Source organism: Streptococcus fryi (genome assembly GCF_053206505.1).
This window is the reverse complement of record NZ_JBRUGW010000030.1, coordinates 1-26,183: the sequence shown is the minus strand read 5'-3', so window position 1 is coordinate 26,183 and position 26,183 is coordinate 1. Positions and strand designations below refer to the sequence as shown.

Below are 26,183 nucleotides of genomic sequence, written 5' to 3'. Positions count from 1 at the left end.
ATAGGCTTGAACACCTTTATTGTATCGCGTTTGGAGTTTTTTGGTATAACCTGCGATGCGCACCCGCATAGCGGGTGGTTTATTTGTCTCGCACCTTACGGAGCGAGACGGACTAAAAGTCACATAATCAAAAACTCCCCAAGAAAAATATCTTGGAGGAGTTTTAAAGATTACTCAACGTGTTCAGCTTGATTGTCTTCAGATACCATTTCTGAATCATCGACAAGAGCATCTGTTGGTGCTTCAATCCACTCAACTTCATTGATTGCTTTTGGTTCCAGGTTACGATAACGCGCCATACCTGTACCTGCTGGAATGGTTTTACCAATGATAACATTCTCTTTAAGACCGAGAAGGTGATCACGTTTACCACGGATAGCTGCATCTGTCAAGACACGAGTTGTTTCTTGGAAGGATGCTGCTGATAAGAATGAATTCGTTTCAAGAGAGGCTTTTGTAATCCCCATAAGGACTGGACGACTTGTCGCAGGAATACCACCTGAAATAACAATATCCTTGTTGGCATCTGTGAAATCAGAGATATCCATCAAGGTACCAGGAAGAAGATCAGTGTCACCTGGATCCATAACACGTACTTTACGAAGCATTTGACGAACCATTACCTCAACGTGTTTATCGCCGATTTCTACCCCTTGGCTACGGTAAACTTTTTGTACCTCAGCAAGCAAGTAAGTTTCAACTGACAAGGTATCACGTACTTCAAGGAGACGCTTAGGTTGAATAGAACCTTCTGTCAAAGCGGCACCACGGTTAACTTGGTCACCCACATTAACCTTCATACGAGCTGTAAATGGTACGACATATTCACCCATGCCCGTTTGACCTTTGACGTACACTTTCTTGGTACGCGTTGCTGCATCTTCTTCAATCTCAACAACTTCACCTTTAACTTCTGTGATGACTGCTTCCCCTTTAGGATTACGCGCTTCGAAGATTTCCTGAATACGCGGAAGACCCTGAGTGATATCGGTATTTGACGCCACACCACCCGTGTGGAAGGTACGCATGGTCAACTGAGTACCAGGCTCACCGATGGATTGAGCGGCAATTGTTCCAACTGCTTCACCAACCTCAACAGCATCACCAGTCGCAAGGTTAATACCATAACAATGACGGCAGACACCATGACGAGTGTTACATGTAAAGACTGAACGAATCGTCACTTCTTCAACACCAGCTGCAACAATTTCAGCAGCCTTATCTTCAGTGATCAGCTTATCAGGACCAATGAGCAACTCACCTGTTTCTGGGTGTTTTACAGATTTCTTGGTGTAACGACCTTGAAGACGTTCTTCAAGCGTTTCTGTCACTTCTTTACCATCAGTAATCGCTGTGATGGTCAAACCACGGTCTGTTCCACAATCATCTTCACGAATGATAACATCTTGGGCAACGTCAACTAGACGGCGTGTCAAGTATCCTGAATCGGCTGTCTTAAGAGCCGTATCTGTCATACCTTTACGGGCACCGTGAGTTGAGAAGAACATTTCCAATACAGACAAACCTTCACGGAAGTTAGACAAAATTGGCAATTCCATGATACGTCCGTTAGGAGCAGCCATCAGACCACGCATACCGGCAAGCTGTGAGAAGTTAGAAATGTTACCACGGGCACCAGAGTCCATCATCATAACGATTGGGTTCTTAGGATCTTGTGTTTCAATCAGACGTTTTTCGAGAGCTTCTTTAGCTTCACGCCAAGTTGTTGTAACAGCGACATAGCGATCATCATCTGTCATCAAACCACGACGGAAAGCCTTATTGATTTCTTCTACTCTATGGTGAGCAGCATCAATGATTTCAGCCTTATTATCAATAACTGGGATATCAGCAATACCCACTGTCAATCCAGCAAGTGTTGAATGATAGTAACCAAGATCTTTCAAGCGGTCAAGGAAGGCTGATGTTTCAGTCGTACGGAAACGTTTGAATGTCTCAGCGATAATGTTACCAAGATTTTTCTTCTTGAATGGCACATTCAATGGTAATGTATCAATAATTTCTTGAATATTTTGACCTGGTTCAAGGAAGTATTTATCTGGTGTACCTTCAGTCAAGTTAGCATTGTTTGGCTCTTGAAGGTATGGAAGATCTGCTGGCATGATGTCATTAAACAAAATTTTACCAACAGTAGTTACCATGATTTTGTGACGTTGATTGTCCTTCCAAGGCTTGTCTGGCATACTATCAACGGCAATACCAACACGTGAATGGAGGTGAACATAACCATTGCGGTAGGCCATGACAGCTTCATCACGGTCCTTGAAGACCATGCCTTCACCTTCACGTCCAGCATCTTCCATCGTCAAGTAATAGTTACCCAAAACCATGTCCTGAGATGGTGTAACAACTGGCTTACCATCCTTAGGGTTAAGGATATGCTCGGCAGCTAACATCAAAAGACGTGCTTCTGCTTGAGCTTCTTCTGACAATGGTACGTGGATAGCCATTTGGTCCCCGTCAAAGTCGGCGTTGTAGGCCTCACATACAAGTGGGTGAAGACGGAGGGCCTTACCATCAATCAAGACTGGTTCAAATGCCTGAATACCAAGTCTGTGGAGGGTCGGTGCGCGGTTAAGCAATACTGGATGTTCTTTGATAACTTCTTCGAGGATATCCCAAATGCGATCATCACCACGCTCAATCAAGCGTTTCGCTGCCTTAACGTTTTGAACGATATCACGTGCTACAATCTCACGCATCACAAACGGTTTGAACAACTCAATAGCCATTTCACGTGGCACACCACATTGGTACATCTTTAATGTTGGACCAACGGCAATAACCGAACGTCCTGAGAAGTCAACACGTTTACCAAGCAAGTTTTGACGGAAACGTCCTTGCTTACCTTTAAGCATGTGGCTCAATGATTTCAACGGACGGCTACCAGGGCCTGTAATCGGACGACCACGGCGCCCATTATCAATCAAAGCATCAACAGCTTCTTGGAGCATACGTTTTTCGTTTTGAACGATAATACCAGGCGCGTTAAGTTCCAACAAACGTGCTAAACGGTTATTACGGTTAATCACACGGCGGTAGAGGTCGTTCAAGTCACTTGCTGCAAAACGGCCACCGTCCAACTGAACCATCGGACGAAGGTCAGGTGGAATGACTGGCAGGATGTTTAAAATCATCCATTCTGGCTTATTACCTGATTTATAGAAGGCATCAAGGACGTCCAAGCGACGAACTGCCTTCACACGTTTTTGACCAGAAGCTGTTTTTAATTCTTCTTTTAATTCTGCGATTTCTTTTTCAAGATCAACACGTTTTAAGAGGTCTTGGATAGCTTCGGCACCCATTTTAGCGACGAATGAACCATAACCATACTCTTGTAATTTCTCACGGTACTCACGCTCTGTCAAGAGTGACTTAGGCTCCAGTGGTGTATCCATTGGATCAATAACCACATAAGCTGCGAAGTAAATAACTTCTTCAAGAGCTCGTGGACTCATGTCAAGGGTAAGTCCCATACGGCTAGGAATACCTTTGAAATACCAAATATGTGATACTGGGGCTTTCAATTCAATGTGTCCCATGCGTTCACGACGGACTTTAGCACGGGTTACTTCAACTCCACAGCGGTCACAAACAATCCCTTTATAACGGATACGTTTATATTTCCCACAAGCACACTCCCAATCCTTTGTTGGACCGAAAATCACTTCATCAAAGAGACCTTCACGTTCAGGTTTGAGGGTACGGTAGTTGATAGTTTCAGGTTTTTTAACTTCTCCATAAGACCACGAACGGACCTTGCTTGGTGAAGCTAATGTGATTTGCATACTTTTAAAACGATTTACGTCAACCACAAGTTCTTACCTTTCTTCTTATACTCTGGTGTTAAGATCGACATCTTAACCTTCCTATCTCTATCAGCTGAAGACTGGTCAGACTAGCTAAATTCGTCAGAACTAGCTAGTCTAGTCCACATATTACTCTTCTTCAGTTTTTTCTTCTTGGGCAAATGCTGCCGCTTCTTGAGCTTGTTTTAAACGTGCTTTTTCAAGATCATCAACATGCATCACATCGTCATCTTCACCTTCGTCAAGATCACGAAGTTCAACCTCGTTGTCATCTTCATCAAGGACACGCATATCAAGACCAAGTGATTGCAATTCTTTAACAAGTACTCGGAATGATTCTGGAACACCCGGTTTTGGAATTGGTTTACCTTTCGTAATCGCTTCATAGGCTTTCAAACGTCCTGTGACATCATCTGACTTATACGTCAAGATTTCTTGAAGAACATTTGAGGCACCATAAGCTTCAAGGGCCCAAACCTCCATCTCACCGAAACGCTGACCACCAAATTGTGCTTTACCACCAAGCGGCTGTTGTGTCACAAGTGAGTAAGGACCAGTTGAACGAGCATGAAGTTTATCGTCAACCATGTGGTGAAGTTTAATCATGTACATGACACCAACAGAAACCCGGTTGTCAAATGGCTCACCAGTACGACCATCGTAAAGAACAGTCTTAGCATCACTGTCCATACCAGCTTCTTTAACGGTTGACCAAAGGTCTTCAGAAGTTGCTCCATCAAAGACTGGCGTTGCAATATGGATACCCAAGTTGCGAGCTGCCATACCCAAATGAAGCTCCATTACCTGACCAATGTTCATACGTGATGGTACCCCAAGAGGGTTCAACATGATATCGACTGGTGTACCGTCTGGAAGATATGGCATATCTTCAACTGGAACAATGCGTGAAACGACACCCTTGTTACCATGACGTCCGGCCATCTTGTCACCAACTTTAATCTTACGTTTTTGAGCGATGTAAACACGAACAAGCATGTTAACTCCAGATTGAAGCTCATCACCATTTGCACGTGTAAAGATTTTAACATCACGGACAACACCATCTCCACCGTGAGGAACACGAAGTGAAGTATCACGAACTTCACGTGACTTGTCACCAAAGATAGCGTGTAAGAGACGCTCCTCAGCAGACAGGTCTTTTTCACCCTTAGGTGTTACCTTACCAACAAGGATATCGCCTTCTTTAACCTCGGCACCAATACGGATAATTCCCATCTCATCAAGATCTCTGAGCGCTTCCTCACCAACGTTTGGAATCTCGCGTGTGATTTCTTCAGGGCCTAACTTAGTATCGCGTGTTTCTGATTCATACTCTTCAAGGTGAACAGAAGTATAAACATCCTCTTTCACCAAGCGTTCACTCATGATAACCGCATCCTCGAAGTTATAACCTTCCCAAGTCATGTAGGCAACGATAGGGTTTTGACCAAGTGCCATCTCACCACGTTCCATAGATGGACCGTCAGCGATGAAATCACCTTTTTCAACAAGATCGCCAACCTTAACAAGAGTACGTTGGTTATAAGCAGTACCAGAGTTTGAACGGCGGAATTTTGTTACTTTATAAACATCAAGAGAACCATCTTCACGACGCACTTCAACTTTGTCAGCATCAGAGTATGTCACTCGACCATCGTGTTGAGCGATAACTGCCGCACCAGAGTCATGCGCCGCTTGATACTCCATACCAGTACCAACATAAGGTGCCTTAGGATCAATCAACGGCACAGCCTGACGCTGCATGTTGGCACCCATGAGGGCACGGTTGGAGTCGTCATTTTCCAAGAATGGAATACAAGCTGTCGCTACCGCAACTACCTGTTTAGGAGAAACATCCATGTACTCCACTTGACTAGCAGGGAATTCTTGGTTGTTACCTTGATGACGTCCCATGACGATTTCTTCTGCAAACGTCCCATCTTCATTTAACGGTGAGTTAGCCTGAGCTACAGTAAATTCATCTTCTTCATCAGCCGTCAACCAGTGAATTTCATCTGTTACGGCACGTGTCACAGGATCAACTTTACGATATGGTGTTTGAATAAAGCCATAGCGGTTCAAATGCCCATATGATGACAAGTTATTGATCAAACCAATATTTGGTCCTTCAGGCGTTTCAATTGGACACATACGACCGTAATGCGTATAGTGAACGTCACGCACTTCATAACCAGCACGGTCACGTGTTAAACCTCCCGGCCCTAAGGCTGATAAACGACGTTTATGTGACAATTCTGACAGTGGGTTATGCTGATCCATGAACTGTGACAACTGTGATGACCCAAAGAATTCTTTAATGGCTGCTGTGACAGGACGAATATTGATGATTTGTTGAGGTGTCAAGACATCATTATCTTGGACAGACATTCTCTCACGAACATTACGTTCCATACGAGCCAAACCAATACGGAATTGGTTGGCTAACAATTCACCAACTGCACGAATACGGCGGTTCCCAAGGTGGTCAATGTCATCTACCTTACCAAGACCTTCTGCCAAGTTCAAGAAATATGACATTTCAGCCAAAATATCAGCAGGCGTCAAAGCACGCACTTTATCAGAAGGATTAGCATTACCAACAATAGTCACAACACGGTCTGGATCAATCGGTGAAACAACCTTGAATTTTTGAAGAACAACTGGTTCTGTCAACACCGCATAATCATTTGGCGTATAAACAAACTTGTTCAAATCTCCATCAAGATGGTCAGTAATTGATTCAATCACTGAACGTGTCATCTCAGTACCAGCTTCAACAAGGATTTCACCAGTTTCAGGATCAACCAAGTTTTCAGCAATAACTTGATTTAAAAGACGTGTTTTAACATTTAACTTCTTATTAATTTTATAACGACCAACCGCAGCTAAATCGTAACGACGTGCATCAAAGAAACGTGCAATCAAAAGACTTCTTGAACTCTCAGCAGTCTTTGGTTCACCTGGACGGAGACGTTCATAAATTTCTTTAAGAGCTTCGTCAGTACGTGAATCTGCTGGATTTTTATGAATATCTTTCTCGATCGTATTGCGAACCAATTCACTATCGCCAAAGATATCCATGATCTCATCGTCCCCTGAAAAACCAAGAGCACGAACCAAGGTCGTAAATGGGATCTTACGTGTACGGTCAATACGCGTATAGGCAATGTCTTTAGCATCTGTCTCAAGTTCTAACCATGCCCCACGGTTAGGAATGACTGTTGAGCCATAGCCAACTTTACCATTTTTATCTACCTTATCATTAAAGTAAACACCTGGTGAACGGACAAGCTGAGAAACGATAATACGCTCTGCACCGTTAATAATAAATGTTCCCATCTCAGTCATCAACGGGAAATCTCCAAAGAATACTTCTTGTGTTTTAATCTCGCCTGTTTCTTTGTTAATCAAACGGAAAGTCACAAAAATCGGTGCTGAATAGTGAGCATCGTGCGAACGAGCTTCTTCCAAAGTGTACTTTGGCTCTTTTAACTCATAGCCGACAAACTCCAATTCCATAGTGTCTGTAAAGTTAGACACTGGTAAGACATCTTCAAAGACTTCCTTAAGGCCATGATCTAAAAAGTCTCGGAATGAATCTGTTTGAATTTCAATCAAATTTGGTAAATCAAGAACTTCCTTAATTCTTGAAAAGCTACGACGAGTACGGTGTTTACCGTATTGAACTTCATGTCCTGCCAAGTTTTTTACTCCTTTTTTAAGATACAGTGGGCATTTGTCAAAGACCTTACAGCCTTTTTGTCAACCCAAGTTCAATCTTCAAGTTTGTTTTAACAAACCTTTTTTGCCCTCGTGCAAATTGTTAGAAAATTTAAATTTATATGACAAAATAAAATCATCCTAAAAATAGACACAAAAAGAGCAGCTAAATCTGACTTATAAAAGTTTGATTTAACTGCTGAAAGTCTTGATTGGACAATATTTCAACCAAGACAAACGACAAATAATTATACTTATTATAGCATACTTTTAACGATTTATCAATCTTTTTAATGTTAATACACGACTGTAAATCTTTCTAAATGAGCTAATGTCATAAAATAAGCTATATCTCACACAAGATTGATTGGCAAGTTTTAGAAGTGTTCTACAATGTTATCAAGACGAGCCAAGGCGTCCTCGTACAAGGTTGCTGCATTTGATGGGTCATAGGCGTGACCTTCAAAATAGAGCGTCTCTATATCATCAATCCCTAAAAAGTTAAAAATTGATTTAACATAGGTAGCACCTGCATCTTGCCCCTTATAAATGCCCCCGTTTGCTTGGATATGGAGCAGCTTCTTGCCTTTAACGAGACCAATAGGTCCCTCAGCAGTATATCTGAACGTTTTACCGACAACATTTAAAGCATTGATCCACATTAAAAGGCGACTTGGTAAAAACATATTCCACAACGGATTTGCAATAACTACTTTATCAACTGCTAGTAGTTGTTCTGAAAAACGATTGAAATCATTTAAGCGACTTTGCTCTTCATCAGATAATACCTCCCCCTTCTTTTGACGTGTCAAACTATCTAAAAAGTCTTTATCAAGGTCAGGAATGTTTTCCTTATAAACATCAAGCTCAATAAATTCCGTCTCAGGGTAGACAGCGGCATATCGCTGTTTAAATGTCTCTAGCAATTTGATAGAATAAGAACTATCAACATCCAAAGGATGGCCTTTTACTAATAATACTGTCGTCATAAAATACCTTTCTTACTAATTAGTGACAAATACAGTCTATCACTTTCTGGTCAAATTTCAAGTAACTCGTTCCAACAGAAAAAGTCATCACTTAGAACTTAAGCGATGACTTTCTGTTAAAATCAAATCTTAACGACCATTTTTAGCAATGATTTCTTCTTGAACTGATTTTGGAACATCTTCATAGTGGTCAAATACCATCATGAATGTACCACGACCTTGTGTTGCTGAACGAAGAACTGTTGCGTAACCAAACATTTCAGCAAGTGGAACAAATGCACGAACGATTTGGCTATTACCATGAGCTTCCATACCGTCAACACGTCCACGACGAGCAGTTACGTGACCCATAACATCACCAAGGTTTTCTTCTGGAGCTGTGATTGTAACAAGCATCATTGGCTCAAGGATAGCAGGTTGTGCTGATTTAGCAGCTTCTTTAAGGGCAAGAGATGCTGCAACCTTGAAGGCAGTTTCAGATGAATCGACATCGTGGTATGATCCATCGTAAAGTTTAGCTTTCACGTCTACCAATGGGTAACCAGCAAGAACACCGTTAGCCATAGATTCAATCAAACCTTTTTCAACCGCTGGAATGTATTCACGTGGAACCACACCACCGACGATAGCGTTTTCGAACTCGAAACCTTTTCCTTCTTCGTTTGGTGAGAATTCAATCCAAACGTCACCGAATTGACCTTTACCACCAGACTGACGTTTGAAGAAACCACGTGCTTGAGTTGAAGCGCGGAATGTTTCACGGTAAGATACTTGAGGAGCACCTACGTTAGCTTCAACTTTAAATTCACGACGCATACGGTCAACAAGGACATCAAGGTGAAGCTCACCCATACCTGCGATAACTGTTTCACCTGTTTCAGGGTTTGTTTCAACACGGAATGTTGGATCTTCTTCAGCCAATTTAGAAAGGGCAATACCCATCTTATCTTGGTCTGCTTTAGATTTTGGCTCAACCATCAATTGGATAACTGGTTCTGGAACATTGATTGACTCAAGGATGATTTTTGCTTTTTCGTCTGTCAATGAGTCACCAGTTGTTGTATCTTTCAAACCAACTGCTGCTGCAATATCACCTGAGTAAACAGTTTCAATTTCTTGACGGCTGTTAGCGTGCATCTGAAGGATACGTCCGATACGTTCGCGTTTACCTTTAGATGTATTCAATACGTAAGAACCTGAGTTAAGAACACCAGAGTAAACACGGAAGAATGTTAAACGACCTACGAATGGGTCAGTCATGATCTTGAAGGCAAGAGCTGCAAATGGTTCTTCATCAGATGCTGGACGTGTTTCTTCTTCATCTGTATCTGGATTAATACCCTTGATAGCAGGAATATCAACTGGACTTGGAAGGTATGCAAGTACCGCATCAAGCATCAATTGAACACCTTTGTTCTTGAAGGCAGAACCACACAATACTGGGAAGAACTCAACGTTGATTGTCGCTTTACGGATACCTTCAACCAATTCTTCATTTGTGATTTCTTCACCTTCAAGGTACTTCATCATCAATTCTTCATCAGTTTCAGCAACTGCTTCAACTAATTTTTCACGGTATTCTTGAGCTTGCTCAAGGTATTCTTCTGGAATATCTTCTTCAAGAATATCTGTACCTAAGTCATTTGTGTAGATTTCAGCTTTCATCTTGATCAAGTCAATGATACCACGGAAATCTTCTTCAGCACCGATTGGCAATTGAATTGGATGAGCATTTGCTTGCAAGCGATCGTGAAGTGTTTGTACTGAGTAAAGGAAGTCAGCACCGATTTTATCCATTTTGTTGGCAAATACGATACGTGGAACACCATATTCAGTCGCTTGACGCCAAACTGTTTCTGTTTGTGGCTCAACACCTGACTGAGAGTCAAGTACTGTTACCGCACCATCAAGTACTCGAAGTGAACGTTGTACTTCGATTGTGAAGTCCACGTGTCCTGGCGTGTCGATGATATTTACACGGTGGTTTTTCCACTGTGCTGTTGTAGCCGCAGAAGTGATAGTGATACCACGTTCTTGTTCTTGCTCCATCCAGTCCATTTGTGACGCACCTTCGTGTGTTTCACCGATTTTGTGGATTTTACCAGTATAGTAAAGAATACGCTCTGTTGTTGTTGTTTTACCAGCATCAACGTGAGCCATGATACCGATATTACGAGTTTTTTCTAATGAAAATTCGCGTGCCATGAGATTTTGTTCTCCTATATATTTTTTTTACTTAACCATTATAGCATATTTAGAAAAGAACGGATAGGCAGGACCTACCCGTTCTAAAGCTTTTTATGCCAAATTTTATGTTCTGATTACAAAATGTAATCTTATGCCAATAAAGTTGGCTAATCTTACCAACGGAAGTGTGCAAAGGCACGGTTAGCTTCAGCCATTTTGTGAGTATCTTCACGTTTCTTAACTGACGCACCTGTGTTATTTGCCGCATCCATAATTTCTTTAGCAAGACGGTCTTTCATAGTGTGTTCACCACGTCCACGTGATGCGTTAACCAACCAACGAAGACCTAAAGTTGTACGACGTTCTGGACGAACTTCAACTGGTACTTGGTAGTTAGAACCACCAACACGACGTGCACGTACTTCAAGAACAGGCATGATGTTGTCCATTGCTGTTTCAAAAACTTCAAGTGGCTCATTACCAGTTGCTTCTTTAATTGTTTCAAAAGCTCCGTAAACGATGCTAGCAGCAACGCCACGTTTACCATCAAGCATAACGCGGTTGATAAGACGTGTTACAAGTTTTGAATTGTATAATGGATCTGCCAATACTTCACGTTTTGGCGCTTGGTTTTTACGACTCATTTCTTATCTCCCCTTTCTTATCCTTTAGGACGTTTAGCACCGTATTTAGAACGGCCTTGTTTACGGTTTGCTACACCTGCAGTATCAAGTGCACCACGAACGATATGATAACGTACCCCCGGAAGGTCTTTTACACGTCCACCACGGATAAGCACAACACTGTGTTCTTGCAAGTTGTGTCCGATACCTGGAATGTAAGCAGTAACTTCAATAAGGTTGCTCAAACGTACACGGGCAAATTTACGAAGGGCTGAGTTAGGTTTTTTAGGTGTCATTGTTCCAACACGAGTCGCAACACCACGTTTTTGTGGTGCAGATACGTTTGTTGTCACTTTACGATGACTATTATAACCAACGTTAAGCGCTGGTGATTTAGATTTTTCTACTTTAGATTTACGTGGTTTACGAACCAACTGGTTAATTGTAGGCATCTACATTCTCCTGTAATATTTTAATTTTGGTTGATATGGCACTTGGTGACAGCCCATACCTGTGTGTACTTTTGCAACATTTGTCAGCACGTCTCTGTACACTTTTGAGAGACCAAAAGTAAAAAGTACCGTCTAATATAATACCATGACGATAGCTAACTGTCAAGATATTTTTTACCAATTATGATTTATCTTTGCGACTTTGTCAATGACCAAATTAGGGAAGTTCTAAAATCATGTTAGCCAGTTAAATGAATGTCATAATAGCTCAGAAAGCTATAACAAAAAGCTCTGTAGGATTGTTTCACCACAGAAACTTTTTACTCTTTTTTCACGACATTATCTCGTTAAGCATGTTACTCAAAAATATTGCCAATTTCAACCTTAACGTGATTGTTTTTGACATCAATTTCAGAAACACTTAGGAGAGACTTGTAAGTTAATTTATCTCGCTCTGCCTTGGTATTATCAGCAAATACAGCAACCCCAACTAAGGTGCTATCAAATTCCGATAAAAGACTCGTCATACCCGTGATGGTTCCCCCTCCTTTGAGGAAATCATCCACAATCAAAACACGACTATTAGGTTTCAAACTTCTCTTAGATAGGAACATTTTTTCAATACGTTCGCTAGAGCCACTAACATAGTTCACAGAAACAGTTGAACCTTCTGTAATTTTCAAATCACGACGAACAATTACAAACGGAACATTTAAAACATTAGCAACCGCATTAGCTAAAGGAACACCTTTTGTTGCCACCGTCATCACTGCATCAATCTTCTCACCTTTGAATGCATTGGCAATAATGCGACCAACCGTATTTAAAATCGTTGGGGTGCTAAGAAGATCCGATAAATAAATATAGCCACCAGGCAAAATACGATCGCTCTCTGATAGACGTTCACAGAGATTAGTTACCATTTCCAAAGATTCTTCTCTAGAAATCGTTGGGGTAAAAATAACACCCCCACTAGCACCTGTTATCGTTTCAACTTCTCCGATGTGACTTTCTTCAAAGGCTTTTTTGATGATAGCAATATCTTCAGAAATGGATGACTTAGCCGCCTGATACTTCTCTGCAAAGGTTGTGAGTCCAGTCAATTTATAAGGATTATTGATTAGGTAGTTTGAAATAACTACCATACGTTCACTTCGTCTTAACTTCATATATTCACCACTTCTATATCTCTAAATAATCACAAAATACAATAGATACTTAACAATACAATCAGATAGCAATCTGAGATCATTATATGTCCTTAATTATATCATAACCACCAATAAAAAAACGAACATTTTATCTCAAATGCTCGCTTTTCTTTCTCTTATATAGTAACAAAGTGATATTATCACTAGTTATCCCATGTTGGTTTGTAGAAAGAACGATTATCCATAGGGAAAATTTTAGCTGTCATCTCGCCCCTACCAACTCGACTCAAAGCTGTTGTCATCATCATCATTTCGGCGTCGATATTATCAATCATGTGTAGGACTTCAGCTTCCATCACACGAGGTCTTACCGGACTACCATACTCCAATTGACCGTGATGACTCAGCAAAACATGCCTTAGAACAATAACATCTTCCTTATCATCACTAATCCCTAGTTCGATAATCATCTTAGTGATTTCCTCATTAATCAGCGCTATATGACCGATGAGGTTTCCTCTAATGGTGTACTCTGTGTTCTCAGGGCCTGTCAACTCAATCACTTTTGCCAAATCATGCAGCATAATACCAGCATATAACAGGCTTTTATTAAGATTAGGATAGATATCACCGATAGCGTCGGCTAGCTTAACCATGGTAGCAGTATGGTAAGCCAAGCCGCTTTCAAAAGCATGATGATTTGTTTTTGCCGCTGGAAATGAATAGAATTCTTTACCAAATTTTCTATACAACCCTCTAACAATACGTTGCCATGTCGCATTTTCGATTTTAAAAATCATCTGTTCTAAATATTCTTTGATATCTGAACTATTTACAGGCGACTTTTCTTTAAAATCCTTAGGATTATGGGGTTCATTATCACGGGGATGGCGCAGAGTGATTTGATTGACCTGAGGTGTGCCGTTGTAAACTTCTCGACGCCCCTTCATATGAACAACCTTACCTGCCACAAACTCCTCTACGTTATAAGTTTGAGCATCCCATAGATTACCGCTAATTTCACCTGTATCATCCTGAAAAACAAAGGCAATATAATCTTTTCCAGCCCTTGTTTTACGAACTTCTGCGGTCTTTATCAAATAAAATCCTTCAAATAGTTCATCTTTCTTCATCTGATTTATTTTTACCATCATTTTTCCTCTTAGTCTTCTTGAGAAGGCTCAACTATCTTATCGATACTTGAGGAGTGATCAAATCGCCCTAACTGTATCATTGCTTCTTGGTGATCTCCCGACTCCATCTTATCTAAAGCTTTAAATACAGCTGTTGTTCGTGTTGTTAAGAGATTATCTAACGTCTTACTAGCGATTGCTAATTGTTTTTGTGTCTTGGCCAACATACCTTGATATTTGCCAAATTCTGTTCTTACATTCCCTAAAATATAACTAATATCGTCAGCGTTTTTTTGCAGATTCAAGGTTTTAAAGCCAACTGATAAAGAATTAAGCAAAGCTGACAGTGTTGATGGACCTGCCACCAACACATTTTCCTCTCGTCTCAAACGATCAAAGAAAGCTGCATTTCTAACAATTTCCGAATATAAGCCCTCCGTTGGTAAAAACATGATACCAAAATGAGTTGTTTCAGGAGGATTGAGGTACTTTGTATTAATATCTTTAGCAAAGCGTTTGACACTAGCTAATAAGTTTTTTCGATGTAAATCAATAAGCTCCTTATCTCCCTGTTCATAAGCTTCCTCTAGTTGATAGTATGACTCCAGAGGGAATTTTGAATCAATAGGCAGATAAATATAGCTATCTTTGGCTTGACCTGGTAATTTTATCGCATACTCCACACGATCATTTGACCCTGAAACAGTTGGAACTTCTCGGCCGTATTGCTGCTCCGTCATAATGTCTTCAATAATTTGGCCAAGTTGCAACTCTCCTAAAATCCCTCGTGTTTTGGTGTTGGATAGTACTTTATTAAGTGCTCCTACATCCTTAGCAACAGTCCTCATTTCACCCAAACCTTGATTCACACTTTCCAATTGTTTGGAGACATGTTCAAAAGAAAGTTTCAGACGACTGTGGAGAGTACTTTCTAATTTTTCTTCAACTGTTAAACGAATAGACTCCAGACGTTTATCCGTTGAATCGGTCATCGTTTGAACAGAATGAGATAGTTGCTCCTGCATCGCATTTAGTCTCTGATCTGTTGTTTGCCGATTTTCTCGTAATTGTTGCTCCAAGACTTCTCTGACATCATGAAAATACTGATAAAATTCCGTCTGAAGCTTATTAAAATCCCTATTGATAACAAGCTCTTGTTCCTTATTTGCCATAGTCAGTTGATAACTTAATTGATCAGATAAACGATCGGCGTTATCTTCCTGAAATTTAGTGAAGTCATCTTTTAATCGCTCTAAATGACGGTATTGGACAAAATTAACAACTAAGCTAGTGATTAAAAGAAGTGCTATAATCATTTCCATCGTTTTACCCCTTATCCTTTGATGCAATCACAATCAAATAGCCATCTGGCACCTCCACAGAAATCGGGCCATCTAAAAACTCATTAGAACTATAAATCTTACGTTCAAAATAATTATGCTCAGTTAAAGGGTATTTGGCTCCCAGTATCTCTAAGCGTCCTTGCCCTTCTAACATAAAGGAGATATAGGCCATATCCGAATAAGCATCAATCAAATGACGACCCTTGGGGTAAAAACGAACACTATTTTGCTCATCTATCAAGGTAATTTGCATCATTTTTTCACGTAATTGAGGATGACTAGGTAAAAAGAGATTTGATAGTTCATGATCCAGACGTCCCCCAAAAGCACCATATACTGTTACTTCCGAATCCGGCCACACTTTGAAGAGTTCAATCAAAGCCAACTCAGTATCCGTATCATCCTTTTCTGCAGAGGCTTCAATTATTCGCCGAGCCTTGTTTTTAATCAGATGTTTTTCAGCCCACGTGACTGAATCAAAGTCACCAACAGCCATATCTAATATGTGACCTTGCTGAATAAGCGTCAAACAAGCTCTATCAACGCCTACAACAACATCTCCTGTTACAGAAATTGATGATAGCCGTCCTCCAGCAAATAGCGATACTTTAGTCATTCAGCGCCTCAACTAAACTATTCACACGTTCTACCAAGTCTCCTTTAAAGACGTAAGAGCCCGCCACAAAAACATTAGCACCAGCATCTTTGGCTTGTTTAATGGTAAGATTATCAATTCCGCCGTCCACTTCAATATCAAAAGATAGCCCCAGTTCCTGACGCAGATTAACCAAACGTTCAATTTTAGGCATTGTCCCTGGAATAAAAGCTTGCCCACCAAAACCTGGATTAACAGTCATTATCAGCACTTGGTCAACTAACGTTAAGACAGGCACAAGAGCCTCTACAGGTGTCCCTGGATTAATCGCCACACCAGCCTTCATACCTGCTTGCTTAATCTTCTGTAAAGCACCATGAATATGTAGGGTACTCTCAGCGTGAATCGTCATAATATCTGCACCAGCTTGAGCATACGCATCAACATAACGCTCTGGATTAACCACCATCAAATGAACATCAAACACCAATTTACTATGCTTTCTCATGCTTGCGACCACATCAGCACCAAAGCTGATATTTGGCACAAATTGACCATCCATAATGTCAATATGAACATATTCAGAAGCTGTTTCATCAATGCGTTGCAGTTCCGCTCCAAATTGAGCGTAATCTGCGGCAAGTATAGATGGTGCGATTTTAAATGATGACATAAGTTCCTCCTTTTTCCACTAAGCTATTGCTTACTTGATTTTTTATTATAGATTTCTCTACGGTTTTCAATTTCACTCAGCAATTGTAAATAATTATCATATCTTAATTGCCAAATATCTCCTCTATCAACAGCATCTTTTACAGCACATGCAGGTTCATGAGTATGGGTACACGTCCTAAACTTGCATTGTTTACTCACATAATCAATCTCAATAAAGGCTTTGTTGAGATCCTCACTATTGTCGACCTCATAATCTAAGGCGCTAAATCCGGGTGTGTCTGCTATTAGACCATCGTTGATATGATAAAAACTCACTGCTCTAGTTGTATGACGACCTCTTCCCAAATGTCCAGAAATTTCGCCTGTCTCAAGTGCCAAATCAGGAGCAATTGTATTGAGAAGCGTCGACTTACCAACACCCGTCTGTCCCATAAAAACAGTCACCTTATCCTTTAGTAAAGGAAGTAACTCATCAATCGTCGACACAATCCAATAACCTACTTTTTCATAATTCGCAAAATAGAAGTCAAACATGGCAGGATGTTCCAACAAATCCATTTTAGAAATAAAAATAATCGGTTTAATTTTCTTATTTTCCAACAAAACTAAAAAACGATCTAACAGGTTAGGATTGAAATCTGGCTCCTTGGCACTCATAATCACAACAGCTTGATCAATGTTAACAATTGGTGGTCTCACCAAACTATTTTTTCTATCTTCAATAGACAAAATATAGCCTTCTGACTGTTCCTCCGCCGAAAATTCTACCCAATCCCCAACAAAAGGTTTATGCCCTTTCTGACGAAAATTCCCTCTTGCTCTTGTCTGATAGACAACTCCTTCTGATTCGACATAATAAAATCCTGCTAAAGCTTTTATAATTCTTCCCTTCAAAAAAACTCCTTCATCTTATTTATTAAACTTTCAATACCTATTATAACAGAAAAGGGGAACGCTTACCAACAACTGAATAAAAAACACCAGAAGCTAGTCAATACAACTTATCTGTTCTTTAGAGGCTACTCTCATGTATTTATTAACAAAAACTTTTGTAAAATAGCTATTATCACTTTTATATAGTCTAAAACTATAACAACTGTATTTTTGACAAAATATGACAAAAAAGCTGAGCAATCACCCAGCTTCTGATATTTTCATTTTGATATATCTTATAAGAATTATATATGGCGTTGAGATTTTGGTCGTTTGCTAAATTCAGCAACAGCCGTAAAGATAACGTCGGTAGATGAGTTAAGAGCTGTTTCAACAGAATCCTGAACAACTCCGATGATAAAACCAACACCCACAACTTGCATCGCAATATCATTTGGAATACCAAACAAACTTGAAGCAACTGGGATTAGCAATAAAGATCCTCCTGCAACACCTGAAGCTCCGCAAGCTGATACCGCAGCAACCACACTCAAAAGTAGGGCTGTAGCAAAATCCACTTGAATGCCTAGTGTATTTACAGCAGCTAAAGTTAGAACGTTAATCGTAATAGCTGCACCAGCCATATTAATGGTTGCTCCTAGAGGAATTGAAACCGAGTACATTTCTTTGTTAAGCCCTAAATCCTCACATAACTTCATATTGACAGGAATGTTAGCTGCAGATGAACGAGTAAAGAATGCCGTCACACCACTTTCACGTAAACAGCGGAATACAAGTGGATAAGGATTTTGACGCAACATAACGAAAGCTATCAATGGATTGATGACCAAGGCAACAAATACCATAGTCCCAACTAAGACAGTCAACAACATACCGTAGTCAGCTAGAACCGAAATACCATTATCTGCAATCGTTGTAAACACCAAACCCAAAATACCAAGCGGTGCCGTTTGAATAACCCAAGACACAATCTTAGACGTGACTTCAGCTGACGTATTCAACAATTCCTTAGTTTGTTCATTAGTCTTTCGAAGAGCTAAACCAAACACTACTGCCCAAGACAAAACACCAATATAATTGCCTTTAACAAGAGCATTGATAGGATTATCAACGACATTCATTAAGAGAGTATGTAACACCTCTCCTACTCCTTGTGGCGGCGCAATATCTGTCCCAGCATTTTCAGCTAAACGCAGTGTCAAAGGAAAAAGATAATTCACCAAAACAGCCATAAAAGCCGCAGCAAAAGTACCAAACAAATATAAACCGACTACCGTCGACATATTCGTCTCTTGTCCCTCACGATGTTGAGCTAGAGCATTAGCTACCAACGCAAAAACCAATAACGGTGCAATGGCTTTCAATGCTCCTACAAAAAGACTTCCCAAAATGCCCAAAAAAGTTAATTGTGGTAAATAAAGTCCTAATAGTGTCCCTATGACCACACCAATACTAATTCGCTTAATCAAACTGATGTTTTGCCAAGCTTTTAACATATCTTTCATAAACGTTTCCTCCAAGTATCCTAACTCTGACGACAGAGATGTTTTTTCATCATAATATAAAAATATCATTTCGTCAAGTTAAATAACTCAAGATTCTTAAAAATCTGAATTTCAAGTCTTTTCTGAAAAATATGTCTATTTAGAAAATAACTATTGACACTCACTTATTCTTACTTTATAATATTTCCTTATAATATAATGCTAAGTATCACCTGCTACTTAGCTAAATCTTTAGTATAGGAGATACTCTATGAAAAAATCTCAATCTCTGACTAGTATGTATCTGATTGTAGGACTCATGCTGTTCGCTCTTTTCTTTGGTGCTGGTAACCTCATCTATCCAGCTTTATTAGGCCTTTACTCAGGAAGTAATCTTTGGTTGGCAGTTTTAGGTTTCTGCTTAACAGCTGTTACTTTACCACTTTTAGGTGTTGTAGCTATCGCTTATACAGGCTCTGAAGATGCTGAAAGTATCGCTAGACCAGTTTCGAAACTTTACGCTATTTTCTTTTCAGTAGCCCTTTACCTATCCATTGGGCCTTTCTTCGCGATTCCTAGGACAGGAGCCACATCCTATTCGATTGGCATTGAACCTGTTTTTGGTAGCAGTTTTCTTGTCAAAGTCCTATATGCTATCATCTTCTTTGGTTTATCTTATTTTCTAGCTATTAAACCTAGTAAAATGGCTGATCGTATCGGAAAATATCTAACCCCCACCTTGTTGCTCGTTATCGCTATTTTAGTCATTGCATCATTTGTCAATCCTGCAGATAGCCTTGGAACGCCGTTAAATGCCAAAGCAAGTATCGATAACGCTTTTGCCGATGTTCCTTTTGTTGCTGGACTGATTCAAGGATATGGGACAATGGACGCTCTGGCATCTTTAGCATTTGCCATCGTTGTTATCAATTCAGCTAAAAGCTTCGGAGCTAAATCCAATGCTGAGATCGCTGGTATAACCGTTAAATCTGGCGTTATTGCAACCTTGCTTTTAGCACTCATCTATATTTTTGTCAGCCGTATCGGTGCCACATCTCAAGCATTATTTAACTTAACTGATGGCCAATTTATGTTGAATGGAAATGCCGTTGACGGAGGAACAATTCTTAGCAAAGCTTCTCACTATTATCTCGGCACTGTCGGTCAAGTAATTCTATCAGTCGTTATTTTCTTAGCTTGCCTGACAACATCAACAGGTCTTATATCAGCCTGTGCGGAATATTTCCACAAGCTTGTTCCTAAAGTATCATATATTGTTTGGGCAACCGCCTTTACCTTAATTGCAACAACATTATATTTTGGTGGTCTAAGCGAGATTATCAACTGGTCAGTCCCTGTCCTCTTCCTTCTTTACCCACTAACTGTTGTTATTATTGTTCTTGCCTTATCACATAAATTCTTCAACAATGATGGTATTGTTTATAAAACCACAATCGGGTTAACTTTTATAGCAAGCCTCTATGATGCTATTTCAACATTTGCAGCTATGACGCAATTTTTTGTTATACCTGATAACATCAAAAATTTCTTTAGTAATATTGTTCCTCTCGGAGCCTATTCAATGGGTTGGATTACATTTGCCACAGTCGGATTTATCTTAGGACTCATCCTACATAAACTAAAAAAATAATCAACATATAATACTCTACCTTTTCACCGAAAACTTACTTCTCTGAAAAAGGTAGAGTTTTTTGATGAATAAATCATAGCTGATTTAAACTATCATCTTAATATATGACTTCTAAAATGAGCTATAGTTCTTTATAACAACAAATGCCGAACAAAAAGTCCAGCATTTATTAACAAAAGATCTTATATCAGTTATCACAGTAATTAAAGCATACTTTCTTTTATAAGCATTACGCCCTTATATCTACACTAATATTATACTTATACTAAACTCCACTATTTACGGCTAACCTTTGCTGATAAATGGTCACCCAAAAACTGAATAGCAAAAATAAGTACCAAAATAAGTAAGGTTGCTACCCAAGTCACATCGTTATTATAGCGATTATACCCATAAGAAATAGCTGTATTACCAAGACCACCTGCACCGATAGCACCTGCCATAGCTGTTTGACCAACTAATGAGATAAGCGTCACTGTTGACACCCTAATTAAATCAGGCAAACCTTCTGACAAATAGACACCGACAATATCCCAAGTTGTCGCTCCTGAGGCTTGAGCCGCCTCAATCACGCCCTTGTCAAGCTCTGCCAGAACCACCTGTACCTGTCTCAAAAAGAAAGCAAAGACAGCAAGAGAGAGAGAGACATTGGCAGCATCAGGCCCTAAGATTGTCTTTACCAAAATCAAGGTCACTGGCGCCGAAATCGCCAATAGAATAATAAAGGGTATGGCTCTAAAAATAGAGGCAACCTTATCTAACAGCCAAAAAACATACTTGTTCTCAATCACTCCACCAGGAGCTGTCATCACAAGAACTAATCCTGCTGCTAGTCCAAGACCCCCACCAATCAAAAAAGGAATAATCGTCATATATAGGGTATTGTAAATAGCCATTCCCCAACCAGCGTCTCCAGACCAGCCTAATTTATAGACATTTGGTAAATAAAGTTCGATCCATTCTATCATCTAAACACCTCTCTTCAAAATGACAACCTCAACACCTGCAACTTTCAAGGCTTCCTGAGCGGCCAAAACGTTTTCAGGCTGTCCATCCAAAATAACAATCAACTCTCCAACTGGTACCTGATCCAAAATTTCAATATTGCCATAAAGAATATTCGCAGTTACTTCAAAACGACGATCAATATCATTCAAAATAGGTTCATCCGTTGACGTTCCAGCATACTTCAGTTGAGCTAAGACTGCAGTCTTAGGTAAATGTTGAACAACTTCTTGCTTTTCGATCTTAACAAGAGCTTCATCAATACCCGTAGCAGTGCGAATAAACTCCTGCGTCAGTGCTTGTCTAGGGTTTGAGAAAATCTCCAAAACAGAACCTTCCTCAATTAAAACACCATTTTGCATCACAGCCACACGATTACAAATATCCTTAACAATCTGCATTTCGTGGGTAATCATGACAATTGTTAATCCCAATTTACGATTCAATTCTTGTAAAAGGGCTAAAATTTGCTTGGTCGTTTTTGGATCAAGGGCAGAAGTTGACTCATCTGAGATTAGAATTTTAGGATCATTAGCTAAAGCTCTGGCAATAGCTACACGTTGTTTTTGACCGCCAGATAATTGTGATGGGTAATTGTCTCTTCTATCGGACAAGCCAACAAGATCCAGCAAGTCATCCACCTTTTGAGCTTTTTCTTGCTTAGATAATGTTGAGTGTTTCAAGGCAAAAGCCACATTCTCACGCACTGTTTTCTGTGACATCAAATTAAAATGTTGGAAAATCATCCCAATCTCACGACGTTCCTGACGTAATTCTTTACTGTTCAAAGTAACTCGACCATTTGCATAGGTTTCTTTACCATTAATAGTAACACGACCCGATGTCGGCAATTGTAATAGATTAATCACCCTAACCAGCGTTGATTTCCCTGCTCCTGAATACCCAACAATACCATAAATATCACCTTTATTAATATGAACAGTCACATCTTTAACTGCTTCAATTGTCTTATGTTTTTGTCGAAAACTGATATCAATGTGTTCAAGTGTGATAATCGGTTCACTCATCATATTTCTTAACTCCTTCATTTATATTAACATAGTCACAGTACGTATGGCTCTGTATTTTCAGCCAAAAAGGGAATGACATCCATATCTTCATTCCCAATTTCCTGTTATGCTAAATCATATTACCAAACTGGTACATCAATACCATTAGTAGCCTCATCAATCACTTTCTTCACATGATCTGTATGATAGGCTTCAACTAATGCTTTAATAGCAGCTGCCTTTTCTGATTTCTCCCAGTTAGGTTGACCTGCAATCACATTAATCCATTGTTTTGAGTCAGCATTTGATTCTTCTTTGAAAATTGATGTTGCATAGTCAAGGTCCGCTGCTACAGCATAGTTGTTGTTAACAATAGCCGCATCAGCTGATACTAACGAGCGAGCTGTTTGGCTAGCATCTAACTCCTTGATGTCTAAGTTTTTAGGATTTTCAGTAATGTTAGCAATCGTTGCCAAAGTATCACCTGACACATCAAGTTTAATCAAACCAGCCGTTTGAAGCACATACAAGGCACGACTCTCATTTGTAGCATCGTTTGGTACAGCAATTTGAGCACCATCTGGAATATCTTTGACTGACTTGTATTTCACTTTACCTGAAGCATCCGTTCCAGAGAAGAGATGAATCGGGCTGATATAGGTTTCAGCGATGGTTACCAATTCTTCCCCATTTTCTTCATTCCAGTTGTTTAAGAAGTTATAATGTTGGAAAGCATTGATATCGACTTCACCGTTGGCTAATGCCTTGTTTGGTTGAGAATAATCTGTAAACTCAACATACTTCAACGTTACTTTCTTATCTTTTAATCCCTCTTCGATAGCTTCCCAACGTGCCACATCTGAACCATTTCGAGTCATGACACCAACAGTCAATTCTGTTACATCTGATGATGACTCACTCTTTCCACCTGAACAAGCCGCTAAAACTATCGTTGATGCTAATGCTACACTTGCTAATGCTAATTTTTTAAATGTCATTTTCAAATTCCTCTTTTCTTCTTATTAACTTTTGACTGTGTTTATTATCCCATAAGTTCTACCTATAATCAAATACTTAAAAAATAGATAAATATATAGTTATAAACTATACCTAAAACCAAAAAAGAATGAGTGCAATAACCTAGGCTACCTTAAGCCTATGTTATCACCCCATTCTACCTGCTTTATTCAGCCTCCGGTAAGTAACTTCCACCTAAGAACTCTTGAGAAAGTTTCTCAAGTGTTCCATCTTCGTGTAACTCTTTTATACGTTTATCAACAAATGCCTTCAACTCATCTTGACCATGAGCTAACAAGAAATAGACATATGGTTTTGCCTCCATTGGAACCTCAACTTCAAGAATCTCAATATTATTCAAACCTTGTTCTTCCACAATCGTTTTGACAGTTTGTGTTTCAAACAACTTGTAATCAAACTTACCACTGTCAACGTTCAAAAGCACTTTAGAAATGTTTTCATTAGTAAATTGAAGTGCTGTCGCTTTATCAGGATTTGTTTCATTGTATGATTCTAAGAATGAAGCTGTCGCAGTTCCTTGAACAACCTGTGTTGTTTTTCCTGCAATGTCATCAAAATCTTTAATACCTGAATCTTTATGAACTGCCAATACTAAGGGATTAGTAGCAGTTGGTAAAGAATATAAGTATTTTTCTGCGCGTTCATCACTATATGAAAAATTATTTCCTGACATAGCAAATTTATCACTGTCTAAACCTGCAAAAATAGATGACCATTCTGTCTTTTTGAACTCAATCTCATATTTGTCAGACCCTTCAAAAATAGCACGTGCCACTTCAACATCATAACCCGTCAACTTGCCATCCACTTCATAAGTAAAAGGCTTTGTCGTACCAACTGTCGCGAATAACACTTTTCCTTTTTGATCTGATTCTTTAGTAGCTTTTTGACCTCCACAAGCAACAAGTAAAACTGCTGCTATCGCAAAAGTTGTCAATGCTAAAATTTTCTTAATTTTCATGATATACCCCCTAAAAAACTATTTCTATTCTATCATTAACTGACGCTTTACACCATTAGGTTTTCTTTATCGATACGATAAGGAAACACTATCACCGAAAATAATCTAACAGCATCATGGCATTTTCAATGTAGTATTGAACAGCATAAGGTAAAGCCTCATCTTTAACAATAAATGTATCGTGATGCCAATCCGGTGCATTATGGTCTCCATTTGTACCAACAAAAGCAAAAACACCTGGAATTTGCTCTTGATAAGCCGCAAAATCTTCCCCTGCTGTCGATGGCATAACCTCAATGACATCTGCAAAGAGTTTTGACTGTTCGATAACCAAAGGTGTGATTTCTTCGTCATTATAAGCTACCGATGGAGTTCTATCCCACTCAATGATTGATTTAGCACCAAACTGTTGAGCAGTTGACTCAACTACTTGGGACATTCTCTCTCTCATAAAGCTTGACATCTCAGGTGAAAATGTTCGAATAGTACCCTCAAAATAGCCCTGTTGCGGCAATACATTCCATGTGGAACCGACATCAATATGTGTCACTGACAAAACAGCAGGTTCAAATGGTGATACTTGACGAGCTATAATCTGCTGCAAATTATTAACAATCTGTGTTACAGTTAAAACGGTATCGACACCCAAGTCTGGTCGTGCAGCATGTCCACTGACCCCTTCCACTGTAACTTTAAATTTTTCGACTCCAGCCATAATAGCACGGCTCCTAAGACCAATCTGGCCTACCTTTAGATGTGGATAATTATGAAAACCAATAATCGCTGAAACATTATCTATCCCTCCAGCCTCAATCACTTGATATGCTCCGAGAGAAATTTCTTCTGCTGGTTGAAAAATAAGACGTATGGTCCCACTCAGGTCAGATTCTCTAGCTTTTAATAATTCTGCTGCACCTAGTAATGCCGTCTGATGAAAATCATGACCACAAGCATGCATCGCTCCATTTTGACTCGCGTAGGTTAAATCTGTTTTTTCAATAATCGGCAAAGCATCAATATCCGCTCTCAAAGCAATTATTGGCAAGCCACTACCGATTTCAGCAATAAGACCTGTCTCTAAGGACGATGTTACTATCTTAATGCCTAATTCTGTTAATTTTTTCTTTAGAAAAGCTGTTGTTTGGTATTCTTGACCTGATATTTCTGGATTGGCATGAATATATTGCCGAATAGCTGCTAAACGTTTATAAAATGTTGCATCACTCATCTGTCACCTCTACTGCAATATGCTATTTGAAAGTAATATTATTGAAATAGTATAACACAATATTTAAAAAGGAGACCATACATTTGGGGCTCTATAATTTCTGTAGTGGGTAACTCCACCATAGAGATTATAGGGCCTTTTGAGTATCAAAAAGTCCCATATGACCTATAATGAAAAGCAAGCAAACCATCATTAGAAAGACTCATATGGAACA

19 protein-coding genes are annotated in these 26,183 nt (G+C 39.6%); 1 reads left to right on the top strand and 18 read right to left on the bottom strand.

Annotated elements, in window-relative coordinates; all coding sequences use genetic code 11:
* Positions 1 to 170: 170 nt before the first annotated feature.
* The 13 genes from rpoC to sstT form a co-directional block, all read right to left on the bottom strand.
* Complete coding sequence (gene rpoC, locus ACVRZH_RS08055) at positions 171 to 3,836, bottom strand: DNA-directed RNA polymerase subunit beta' (protein ID WP_447454784.1); 3,666 nt, start codon at positions 3,834 to 3,836, stop codon at positions 171 to 173.
* Positions 3,837 to 3,959: 123 nt separating this feature from the next.
* Entirely contained in the window at positions 3,960 to 7,532 is a 3,573-nt protein-coding gene (rpoB, locus tag ACVRZH_RS08050) for a DNA-directed RNA polymerase subunit beta (protein ID WP_447454783.1), read from the bottom strand.
* 395 nt (positions 7,533 to 7,927) lie between these two features.
* Entirely contained in the window at positions 7,928 to 8,539 is a 612-nt protein-coding gene (locus ACVRZH_RS08045) for an NAD(P)H-dependent oxidoreductase (protein WP_447454782.1), read from the bottom strand.
* Positions 8,540 to 8,668: 129 nt separating this feature from the next.
* Positions 8,669 to 10,744 (bottom strand): elongation factor G, encoded by a 2,076-nt coding sequence (fusA, locus tag ACVRZH_RS08040; RefSeq protein WP_447454781.1) that lies wholly within the window; start codon positions 10,742 to 10,744, stop codon positions 8,669 to 8,671.
* Positions 10,745 to 10,899: 155 nt separating this feature from the next.
* Positions 10,900 to 11,370, bottom strand: coding sequence for a 30S ribosomal protein S7 (gene rpsG / locus ACVRZH_RS08035; protein WP_447454780.1), 471 nt, complete (start codon positions 11,368 to 11,370; stop codon positions 10,900 to 10,902).
* Positions 11,371 to 11,387: 17 nt separating this feature from the next.
* Entirely contained in the window at positions 11,388 to 11,801 is a 414-nt protein-coding gene (rpsL, locus tag ACVRZH_RS08030; RefSeq protein WP_447454779.1) for a 30S ribosomal protein S12, read from the bottom strand.
* Positions 11,802 to 12,157: 356 nt separating this feature from the next.
* A complete protein-coding gene (purR, locus tag ACVRZH_RS08025) occupies positions 12,158 to 12,970 on the bottom strand; it encodes a pur operon repressor (RefSeq protein ID WP_447454778.1) in 813 nt (270 codons plus the stop codon).
* Positions 12,971 to 13,155: 185 nt separating this feature from the next.
* Positions 13,156 to 14,103, bottom strand: a complete 948-nt coding sequence (locus ACVRZH_RS08020) for a 3'-5' exoribonuclease YhaM family protein (RefSeq protein ID WP_447454786.1) — start codon at positions 14,101 to 14,103, stop codon at positions 13,156 to 13,158.
* 11 nt (positions 14,104 to 14,114) lie between these two features.
* Positions 14,115 to 15,407: a DNA recombination protein RmuC gene (locus ACVRZH_RS08015; RefSeq protein WP_447454777.1), complete on the bottom strand. Its 1,293-nt coding sequence runs from the start codon at positions 15,405 to 15,407 to the stop codon at positions 14,115 to 14,117.
* Positions 15,408 to 15,411: 4 nt separating this feature from the next.
* Positions 15,412 to 16,044, bottom strand: coding sequence for a thiamine diphosphokinase (locus ACVRZH_RS08010; protein WP_447454776.1), 633 nt, complete (start codon positions 16,042 to 16,044; stop codon positions 15,412 to 15,414).
* On the bottom strand, positions 16,037 to 16,696 hold the full coding sequence (gene rpe / locus ACVRZH_RS08005; protein WP_447454775.1) for a ribulose-phosphate 3-epimerase: 660 nt from the start codon (positions 16,694 to 16,696) through the stop codon (positions 16,037 to 16,039). The genes ACVRZH_RS08010 and rpe overlap by 8 nt, the downstream gene beginning before the upstream one ends.
* A 23-nt stretch (positions 16,697 to 16,719) precedes the next feature.
* Entirely contained in the window at positions 16,720 to 17,592 is an 873-nt protein-coding gene (rsgA, locus tag ACVRZH_RS08000; protein WP_447454774.1) for a ribosome small subunit-dependent GTPase A, read from the bottom strand.
* A gap of 284 nt (positions 17,593 to 17,876) precedes the next feature.
* Positions 17,877 to 19,097, bottom strand: a complete 1,221-nt coding sequence (gene sstT, locus ACVRZH_RS07995; RefSeq protein WP_447454773.1) for a serine/threonine transporter SstT — start codon at positions 19,095 to 19,097, stop codon at positions 17,877 to 17,879.
* Positions 19,098 to 19,347: 250 nt separating this feature from the next.
* Here sstT and brnQ point away from each other — a divergent pair, with 250 nt between their 5' ends.
* The gene (gene brnQ / locus ACVRZH_RS07990) at positions 19,348 to 20,727 is read left to right on the top strand and encodes a branched-chain amino acid transport system II carrier protein (RefSeq protein WP_447454772.1); all 1,380 of its coding nucleotides are present in this window, start codon (positions 19,348 to 19,350) and stop codon (positions 20,725 to 20,727) included.
* Between the two features lie 275 nt (positions 20,728 to 21,002).
* On the opposite strand, the gene ACVRZH_RS07985 is transcribed toward brnQ, so the two are convergent.
* From ACVRZH_RS07985 to ACVRZH_RS07965, 5 genes are all read right to left on the bottom strand, one after another.
* Complete coding sequence (locus ACVRZH_RS07985; RefSeq protein ID WP_447454771.1) at positions 21,003 to 21,695, bottom strand: methionine ABC transporter permease; 693 nt, start codon at positions 21,693 to 21,695, stop codon at positions 21,003 to 21,005.
* Positions 21,696 to 22,760 carry a methionine ABC transporter ATP-binding protein gene (locus tag ACVRZH_RS07980; RefSeq protein ID WP_447454785.1) on the bottom strand — a complete coding sequence of 355 codons (1,065 nt, stop codon included), beginning with the start codon at positions 22,758 to 22,760 and terminating at the stop codon, positions 21,696 to 21,698. It abuts the gene before it with no gap.
* A gap of 122 nt (positions 22,761 to 22,882) precedes the next feature.
* Positions 22,883 to 23,740 (bottom strand): MetQ/NlpA family ABC transporter substrate-binding protein, encoded by an 858-nt coding sequence (locus ACVRZH_RS07975; RefSeq protein ID WP_447454770.1) that lies wholly within the window; start codon positions 23,738 to 23,740, stop codon positions 22,883 to 22,885.
* A 185-nt stretch (positions 23,741 to 23,925) separates the two neighbouring features.
* Entirely contained in the window at positions 23,926 to 24,741 is an 816-nt protein-coding gene (locus tag ACVRZH_RS07970) for a transporter substrate-binding domain-containing protein (RefSeq protein ID WP_447454769.1), read from the bottom strand.
* A 91-nt stretch (positions 24,742 to 24,832) separates the two neighbouring features.
* A complete protein-coding gene (locus tag ACVRZH_RS07965; protein ID WP_447454768.1) occupies positions 24,833 to 25,969 on the bottom strand; it encodes an amidohydrolase in 1,137 nt (378 codons plus the stop codon).
* Between the last annotated feature and the right edge of the window lie 214 nt (positions 25,970 to 26,183).

Coding starts and splice junctions, on each gene's coding strand:
- ACVRZH_RS08045 (WP_447454782.1), bottom strand. CDS start 8,539: ATGACGACAGTATTATTAGTAAAAGGCCATCCTTTGGATGTTGATAGT.
- fusA (WP_447454781.1), bottom strand. CDS start 10,744: ATGGCACGCGAATTTTCATTAGAAAAAACTCGTAATATCGGTATCATG.
- rpsG (WP_447454780.1), bottom strand. CDS start 11,370: ATGAGTCGTAAAAACCAAGCGCCAAAACGTGAAGTATTGGCAGATCCA.
- rpsL (WP_447454779.1), bottom strand. CDS start 11,801: ATGCCTACAATTAACCAGTTGGTTCGTAAACCACGTAAATCTAAAGTA.
- purR (WP_447454778.1), bottom strand. CDS start 12,970: ATGAAGTTAAGACGAAGTGAACGTATGGTAGTTATTTCAAACTACCTA.
- ACVRZH_RS08020 (WP_447454786.1), bottom strand. CDS start 14,103: ATGGTAAAAATAAATCAGATGAAGAAAGATGAACTATTTGAAGGATTT.
- ACVRZH_RS08015 (WP_447454777.1), bottom strand. CDS start 15,407: ATGGAAATGATTATAGCACTTCTTTTAATCACTAGCTTAGTTGTTAAT.
- ACVRZH_RS08010 (WP_447454776.1), bottom strand. CDS start 16,044: ATGACTAAAGTATCGCTATTTGCTGGAGGACGGCTATCATCAATTTCT.
- rpe (WP_447454775.1), bottom strand. CDS start 16,696: ATGTCATCATTTAAAATCGCACCATCTATACTTGCCGCAGATTACGCT.
- sstT (WP_447454773.1), bottom strand. CDS start 19,097: ATGAAAGATATGTTAAAAGCTTGGCAAAACATCAGTTTGATTAAGCGA.
- brnQ (WP_447454772.1), top strand. CDS start 19,348: ATGAAAAAATCTCAATCTCTGACTAGTATGTATCTGATTGTAGGACTC.
- ACVRZH_RS07985 (WP_447454771.1), bottom strand. CDS start 21,695: ATGATAGAATGGATCGAACTTTATTTACCAAATGTCTATAAATTAGGC.
- ACVRZH_RS07980 (WP_447454785.1), bottom strand. CDS start 22,760: ATGAGTGAACCGATTATCACACTTGAACACATTGATATCAGTTTTCGA.
- ACVRZH_RS07975 (WP_447454770.1), bottom strand. CDS start 23,740: ATGACATTTAAAAAATTAGCATTAGCAAGTGTAGCATTAGCATCAACG.
- ACVRZH_RS07970 (WP_447454769.1), bottom strand. CDS start 24,741: ATGAAAATTAAGAAAATTTTAGCATTGACAACTTTTGCGATAGCAGCA.
- ACVRZH_RS07965 (WP_447454768.1), bottom strand. CDS start 25,969: ATGAGTGATGCAACATTTTATAAACGTTTAGCAGCTATTCGGCAATAT.